This is a genomic window from Deinococcus pimensis DSM 21231 (assembly GCF_000519345.1).
Classification (GTDB): domain Bacteria; phylum Deinococcota; class Deinococci; order Deinococcales; family Deinococcaceae; genus Deinococcus_A; species Deinococcus_A pimensis.
This window is the reverse complement of record NZ_KI912672.1, coordinates 92,877-100,247: the sequence shown is the minus strand read 5'-3', so window position 1 is coordinate 100,247 and position 7,371 is coordinate 92,877. Positions and strand designations below refer to the sequence as shown.

General features: G+C 72.4%; 7 protein-coding genes. 3 read left to right on the top strand and 4 right to left on the bottom strand.

What is annotated here, in order from left to right; all coding sequences use genetic code 11:
- Both DEIPI_RS36010 and DEIPI_RS0122275 read left to right on the top strand, forming a co-directional pair.
- The coding region (locus tag DEIPI_RS36010) for a putative bifunctional diguanylate cyclase/phosphodiesterase (RefSeq protein ID WP_169737189.1) at nucleotides 1–2,162 on the top strand (2,162 nt) is incomplete at its 5' end.
- 62 nt (nucleotides 2,163–2,224) lie between these two features.
- Entirely contained in the window at nucleotides 2,225–3,244 is a 1,020-nt protein-coding gene (locus tag DEIPI_RS0122275; RefSeq protein ID WP_027483227.1) for an aldo/keto reductase, read from the top strand.
- Nucleotide 3,245: 1 nt separating this feature from the next.
- Here DEIPI_RS0122275 and DEIPI_RS33750 read toward each other — a convergent pair whose 3' ends face one another.
- The 3 genes from DEIPI_RS33750 to DEIPI_RS0122265 form a co-directional block, all read right to left on the bottom strand.
- On the bottom strand, nucleotides 3,246–3,941 hold the full coding sequence (locus DEIPI_RS33750; protein WP_245588621.1) for an NADPH:quinone oxidoreductase family protein: 696 nt from the start codon (nucleotides 3,939–3,941) through the stop codon (nucleotides 3,246–3,248).
- 31 nt (nucleotides 3,942–3,972) lie between these two features.
- On the bottom strand, nucleotides 3,973–4,221 hold the full coding sequence (locus DEIPI_RS42315; protein WP_245588620.1) for an alcohol dehydrogenase catalytic domain-containing protein: 249 nt from the start codon (nucleotides 4,219–4,221) through the stop codon (nucleotides 3,973–3,975).
- 105 nt (nucleotides 4,222–4,326) lie between these two features.
- A complete protein-coding gene (locus DEIPI_RS0122265; RefSeq protein WP_027483226.1) occupies nucleotides 4,327–5,982 on the bottom strand; it encodes a ribonuclease J in 1,656 nt (551 codons plus the stop codon).
- Between the two features lie 160 nt (nucleotides 5,983–6,142).
- Here DEIPI_RS0122265 and DEIPI_RS0122260 point away from each other — a divergent pair, with 160 nt between their 5' ends.
- Nucleotides 6,143–6,556, top strand: coding sequence for a hypothetical protein (locus DEIPI_RS0122260; RefSeq protein WP_027483225.1), 414 nt, complete (start codon nucleotides 6,143–6,145; stop codon nucleotides 6,554–6,556).
- A 4-nt stretch (nucleotides 6,557–6,560) separates the two neighbouring features.
- Here the strand turns inward: DEIPI_RS0122260 and DEIPI_RS33745 are convergent.
- Nucleotides 6,561–7,371, bottom strand: an 811-nt coding sequence (locus DEIPI_RS33745) for a M28 family metallopeptidase (protein WP_052351929.1), incomplete at its 5' end; no start/stop codon positions are given.

Genomic DNA, 7,371 nt, shown 5'->3' with positions numbered 1-7,371 from the left:
CGGCCCTGCGGCGGGCCGCCCCCTCCGCCCGGCCCGCCGTGCGCGCCCTCACCCTCGCGATCCTGATGTACACGCTCGGCGAGACTGCCTGGGCGGCGCTGGAGCTGCGCGGAGGCTCGCCCTTCCCGTCCGTCGCGGACGCCTTCTACGTCGCGTACTACGTCCCGCTCGCGGTGGGTCTGCTGCGTCTCGCCCGCGCCCGCATGCGGCCCCTGGAGACCGCCCGCATCCTGCTCGACGGTGTCATCGTCACCGCCGTGATCGGGCTCGCCGTGTGGAACACCCTGCTCGCCGCCATCCTGCGCGACCCCGCCCTCACCCTCGCCGAGCGGACCATCAGCGTCGCGTACCCCCTCATGGACGTGGGCCTGCTCGGGGTGCTCGTCCTCGTCGCCCTGTCCGGGCAGCGCGCGCGGGCGCACACCGTGCTGATCGCGGTGGGTCTCGCGCTCTCGGTCAGTGCGGACTTCGGGTACGTCGCGAGCGAGGCGGGCGGCACCTACGCGGGTGGCGACTGGCTCGACGCGGTCTGGGCCTGGGCGATGGTGCTCCTCGCGCTCGGCACGTGGACCGCGCGACACCACGCGCCCGACGCGTCCGTCGACACGCACGAGCCCGACGTGTCCGCGCGTGTCGCGTCGCTCCTGCCGCTCGCGGCGGTCGTGGCGGTCCTCGGGATGCTGGTGTGGCGCTCGCGCTGGGACTCCGCGCACCTCGTCGTCCTGGCCGTCGCGGCGGTCGTGTGCATCCGGCACGTCGTCGCGCAGACCGATCATCACCGCATGGCGCGCGCGCTGCGCCGCACCTCCGGCGAACTGCGGGCGGCGCAGGTCGTGCTCTCGTACCGCGCGAACCACGACGCCCTCACGGGCCTGCGCAACCGCGCGTCCCTCCACGAGGCGTTGCGTGACGCCCTCACGGAGGCGCGCGTGTCGGGCCGCGCGCTGGCGGTGCTGTTCGTCGACCTCGACCGCATGAAGCAGATCAACGACTCCCACGGGCACCCCACGGGCGACGCGGTGCTGCGGGAGATGTCGAACCGCTTTCACGCCGTGACCGGTCCGGACGACGTGGTGGGCCGCGTCGGCGGCGACGAGTTCGTGGTGCTCGCGACGGGCCTGACGGGCGACACGGACGCGGCCGCGGGCGACCTCGCCGAACGGCTCATCGGCAGCGTCGGCGCGCCCGTCGTGCACGCGGGCCACACCTTCTACCTCACCGCGAGCGTCGGCGTCGCCCTCGGCCCGCGTGACGGCGACACGCCCGAGGCGCTCGTGCAGGCCGCCGACCTCGCCATGTATCAGGCCAAGCGGGGCGGGCGCAACCAGTGGCGACCCTACGACGAGCGCACCCGGCAGGCCGCGCTGCGTGAGGCGGAGCTGGAGCTCGCGCTGCGCGAGGCCCTGGAGGGAGGCACGCTCGACCTGCACTACCAGCCGCTGTGGGATCTGCGCGACGGGCGCGTCGTGGGCTTCGAGGCGTTGCTGCGCTGGCAGCTTCCCGCGCACGGGGAGGTCGCGCCGACCGACGTGATCCCCCTCGCGGAGGAACGCAACCTGATCGTCCCGCTCGGCGAGCACGTCCTGCGGCGAGCGCTCGGGAGCGTGAGGCGCTGGCGTGAGCACACGGCCGACCTGTACGTCACCGTGAACGTCTCGGCGCTGCACTTCGCGCGGCACGACTTCGTGGGCACGGTCGGAGCCGCCCTGCGGCGTCACGCGCTGCCCGGCGCGGCGCTCGTGCTCGAACTCACCGAGAGCGCGCTGCTGCACGACCTCGACGACTCCGTCGAGAAGCTCGGCAGGCTCGCCGCGCTCGGCGTGCGCGTCGCCCTCGACGACTTCGGCACGGGCTACTCCAGCCTCAGTCACCTGCGGCAGCTGCCCGTGCAGATGGTGAAGATCGATCGGTCCTTCGTGGGCGCCATGCGGCACGACGGGGACGTGTTCGTCCGCGCGATCACGATGATGACGCACGGGCTCGGCCTGACCGTCGTCGCCGAGGGGCTGGAGGAGGACTGGCAGCGCGAACGCGTCGCCGCGCTCGGCGGGGACGTCGGGCAGGGCTACGGTCTCGGACGGCCCATGCCCGAAGCGGAGGTGGACGCCCTGCTCCGGGGGCAGGGCGCGACGACGGACGACGGGGGTCCCGTCCCCGCCTGAGGGGGGGCGTATGCTGACGCCACGAACGGCGCGGTGGGTTCCCGCGCCGGGAGGAGGCAGCCGTGAACTACCGTTACCTGGGCCGCACCGGCGTCGCCGTGAGCGAACTGTGCCTCGGCGCGATGACCTTCGGCCGCGAGACGTCCGAGGAGGACAGCCTGCGCGTCCTCGACGCGTTCGAGGACGCGGGCGGGAACTTCGTCGACACCGCCAACGTGTACGCGGGCGGCGAGTCCGAACGCATCCTGGGCCGCTGGCTGCGCTCGCGCCGCCGGGAGGACGTCGTGGTCGCCACGAAGGTCCGCTGGGGCACGGGGAGCGGACCGAACGACGCCGGGCTCTCGCGCGGGCACGTCCTGCGTGAGGTCGAGGCGAGCCTCACGCGGCTCGGGACGGAGTACGTGGACCTCTACCAGGTGCACGGCTGGGACCCGGCGACGCCCCTGGAGGACACGCTCGGCACGCTCGACGGGCTGGTCCGTGACGGGCTGGTCCGCGCGATCGGCGTGAGCAACTTCAGCGGCTGGCAGCTCCAGAAGGCCCTCGACCTGTCGCGCGCGGGCGGGCTGGCGTCCTTCGTGAGCCTGCAGCCGCAGTACAACCTGCTGACGCGCAGCACGGAGTGGGAGCTGATGGAGGTCTGCCGCGCCGAGGGGCTGGCGGTGCTGCCGTGGAGTCCTCTCAAGGGAGGCTGGCTCACGGGCAAGTACACCCGCGACATGGCCGCGCCGCCCGAGGGCACGCGGGTGGACGCGGCGGAACGAAACGGCTGGAGCGAGTCGTGGACGAACCTCAACGACGACCGCACGTGGCGCGTCGTGGAGACGCTCGTGGACGTCGCGCGGGAACTGGACCGCACGCCCGCGCAGGTGGCGCTCCGCTGGCTGATGGAGCGCGAGGGCGTCACGGCGCCCATCGTGGGGGTCCGCACCCTCGACCACCTGAGCGGTCATCTCGGCGCGCTGGGCTGGCGGCTGCCTCCGGAGGCGGCGGAGCGGCTGACCCGCGTGAGCGAGCCGCCCCTGCCCTACCCGTACGACTTCGTGCGGATGGGCGTGGAGTCCCGGCGGCTGGAGGAGTGACTCAGGGGGTCACGATCACCTTGCCCGTCACGCGGCGCTCCAGGAGGGCCGTGAGGGCGGCGGGCGTGTCCGCGAGGGCGTAGCGGGCGCTCACGAGGGGCCGCACGGTCCCGTCCGCGACCCAGCCCGCCAGGCGCGTGAGGTTGCGGGCGTTCGCGGCCGGGTCACGCCGCGCGAACTCGCCCCAGAAGACGCCGACGAGGGACGCGCCCTTGAGGAGGGGCAGGTTGAGCGGCAGCGCGGGAATGTCGCCGCCCGCGAAGCCCACGACGAGGTACCGTCCGCCCCAGCCGATGGAGCGGAAGGCGGGCTCCGCGAGGCTCCCGCCGACGGGATCGAAGATCACGTCCGGACCGCGTCCTCCCGTGAGGGCCTTCACGCGCTCCCTCAGGTCCTCGCGGGCGTAGTCGATCGTGTCGTGCGCGCCGTGCGCGCGGGTCACGTCCAGCTTCTCGGGCGTGCTGGCCGCCGCGACGACGCGCGCGCCGAGCGCCCGTCCGATCATGACGGCCGCGAGCCCGACCCCGGCGACCGCGCCAAGCACAACGAGCGTCTCGTACTCTCGTACGGTCGCGCGGTCCACCATGGCGTGCATAACCTTGCCGAACGCCAGCTTGAGGCCCGCCTCTACGTCGAGATCAACGCCCTCCGGCAAGGACATCACCTTGGAGGCGGGCTCGAAGACCTTCTCGGCCAAAGTGCACCGTGCCCGTAAAGGACGCGACGCGCTACATCAACATCACGTGCCGCACGTCCGCCCCGACGGCGCTCACGACGCCCGCCGCCTCCGCGCCCGGCGTGAACGGCGTGGGGGGCCGCACCTGATAGCGGCCCTGCACCATGAGGGCGTCGGGGTAGTTCACGCCCGCCGCGTGGACGTCCACGACGACCTCGCCCTCGCCGGGCGTGGGGTCGGGCAGGTCGCGCAGGACGAGGGCGTCGGGCGGGCCGAACGATTCGCAGACGATGGCCTTCACGGGTGACCTCCGGACGGCGTCTCCCGAGGAGAGCGCCGGGTGAACTGAAGCGGGACGTGGTGCGCGGCCAGTATACTCGCGCGCCACGTCCCGCTTCAGGGCGGGTCACTCCACCAGCAGGGGAATCACGACGGGCGAGCGCCCGGTCGTCTGCCGCACGAACTGCCGCACGGCGCGGTGCTGCTCGGAGATGACGTCCTCCAGGTCACGCTTGTCGCGCATGCCGCTGGTGACCACGTCGAGCGCCACCTGACGGATGGAGTGCTCCAGTTCCCGGTTGAACTTCACGAAGCCGCGCGAGACGAACTCCACGTGCGGGGTGGGGTGCAGCACGGTCGTGAGGAGCACGAGGCCGTCGCTGCTCATCGCGACGCGGTCGTGCAGGACGTCGTCGCTGATGTCGCCGATGCCGAGCCCGTCGACGTACACGGCGCCCGCCGTGACCGTCCCGACGACCTCGAAGGTGTCGGGTGCGACGCGCACCACGTCGCCGTTCTTCGCGACGACCGTGCGCTTGGGCGGGCGGGGCATGGCGTGCGCCATGCGCGCGTGGTTGATCTGATGGCGGGGCTCGCCGTGCCAGGGCAGGAAGTACCTCGGCTGCGCGAGGTTGAAGACGGCCTCGAGCTCGTCGCGGAACCCGTGCCCGGAGGCGTGCACGCCGTACGTGGGCGGGTAGTACACGTCCGCGCCGATCTGGTAGAGGCGGTTGATGACGGTGTTCACGGCCTCCTCGTTGCCGGGGATCGGGCTCGACGACAGGATCACCGTGTCCGTGTTGTTCAGGGAGATCTTGGCGTGATTGCCGAAGGCGAGGCGGGAGAGGACGCTCATCGGCTGGCCCTGCGAGCCGGTGCAGATGAACAGCACCTGCTGGTCCTGCAGGTCGCCGAGCTCGTCGGTGGTGAGCAGGGGGTCCTTCAGGTCGAGGTAGCCGAGGTCCTGCGCGACCTGGGCGTACTTGACCATGCTGCGGCCCTCGAGGATGACGCGGCGGCCGTACTTCTCGGCGATGGCGATGACGTTCTGGATGCGGTGGATGTGCGACGCGAAGGTCGTCAGGAAGACACGTCCGCGCGCCGCGGCCACGATCTTCTCGATCTCGGCGGCGACGTCGGCCTCGCTGGGGCTCTGCCCGGCCCGCTCGGCGCTGGTGGAGTCGCTGATGAGCAGCAGGACGCCGTCGGCGCCGGCCTGGGCGATCTTGGCGAGGTGGCTGGTCTTGCCGTCGGTGGGGTGCTGGTCGAGCTTGAAGTCGCCGGTGTGCACGACCTTGCCGACGGGCGTGTGCAGCACGTACCCGCTGTTGTCCGGAATCGAGTGCGTCATCCGGAAGCGGTCGACGGTGAAGTGACGCCCCAGCCGGACGGTCGCGTCGGGGTCGGCCTCGCGCAGATCCACCTCGTGTTCGCGGATGCCGAACTCCTTGAGCTTCTCCTTCACGAGGCCGAGGGTGAGGCGCGCGCCGTAGATGGGAAACTTCGGGAGGCGCGGGAGGATGTACGGCAGACCGCCGATGTGGTCCTCGTGGCCGTGCGTGAGGACCATGCCCTTGATGAGGTGCGCGTTCTCCTGCAGGTAGTCGATGCGGGGCAGGACGAGGTCGATGCCGGGCATGTGGGCTTCGGGGAAGGCGAGGCCGCCGTCCACGATGACGATCTCGTCCTCGTAGCGGTAGACGAGCATGTTCTTGCCGATCTCGCCCATCCCGCCGAGCGGGATGACGTCCAGATGGCCGCCGTTGGCGGGGGTCGTGTTCATGTTCTCCTTGAGGCCGGAGCGCGCGGGGCGCTCACGGCGGGTGGTGCTGGCTGCCCGAGGGCGCGGTTTCGTCACGCTAGCACGAGCGGGCGCGCGTCGTCTCCACCTTCGACCGCATTCGGGCCGTGCGCGCGCCCGCCGGAGGTCGTAGTCTGTCCTCGTGAAAGGCAACGAACGGCAGGACCACCGGGGCGTGACCTGCCACGTCATCGAGCTTCAGGACGTCGAGCCGCGCGACTACCGCATGATCGGCCTGGCGCGGGCGTGGCTGTACGGGCTCTACGAGCGCCTGCCGGACCTCGGGGCGCACGCGAGCCAGCTGCTGGTCGTGATGCAGCCCGTGGAGGGCGGCTTCACGCGCGGGCACCCGACGACGCTGCTGCACGTGCCGCACCTCGTGCCGGAGTCGGCGGCGCGGGCGCTCGCGGAGACGCTGAGCCGTCACTTCGGCGCGGCCACCCTGTACGCGCACGTGGAGGGCGGCGCGGACGGCCGTCCCGTTCCTGATCAGGCACGGGACGCGACGGCGGTCTTCGCTCAGGGGACGGACATCACGGACATCCTCGACGGGTAACGCCTCAGCGGACGCCGAGCAGGGCGCGCGTGATCCGCAGGGCCACGTCGGCGGTCTCGGTCACGAGTTTCGGGTCGACGAGGCGGTCACCGGGCGCGTGGTAGTTCGCGTCGAGCCCGCGGAAGAGCAGCGCGGCGGGCACGCCCGCCTCCTGGAAGGTGCCGTGGTCGCTGAGCCCGTCGTCGTCGAAGGTCCCGAGGGTCGGCACGGCCCGCCGCGCTGCGCGTACGAGGGACGCGCTGCCGCCCACCGCGAGGGGTTCGGCGGCCACGCCGACCATGTCGAGGCTGAGCATGCCGCGCAGGCCGCGCGTGACGTCCGGGTGCGCCCGCACCCAGGCGCGTGAGCCCTGGAAGCGGTCCTCCTCGCCGTCGAACAGCACGAACGCGGCGCGCCCGGCGAGGGGCGTGCCGCGCAGCATCCGGGCGACTTCGAGCACCGCCGCGACGCCCGAGCCGTTGTCGTTGAGGCCGGGCGAGCCGATGAAGCTGTCGTGGTGCGCCCCGAAGAGCATCTCGGGACGCGCGCCGGGGGAGAGCGCGACGACGTTCGCGCCGCGCACGACCTCGCGCTTCAGCGAGAGGGTCAGGGTGGCGGTCCGAGCGGCGCGCAGACGGGCGCGGTCCTCGGGGCCGACGCTCACGACGGGGAGGCCGAGGTCCTCCAGGACCGCGCCCCGGTAGGGGCCGGGGGCATTGTTGACGATCACGACGGCGACCGCCCCGGCGGCGCGGGCGTTCGCGGCCTTCTGTCGGAAGAGCATCCCGCCGCGCGCGATCACGGCGATGCGTCCGCGCACGTTCGCGCGGCGCATC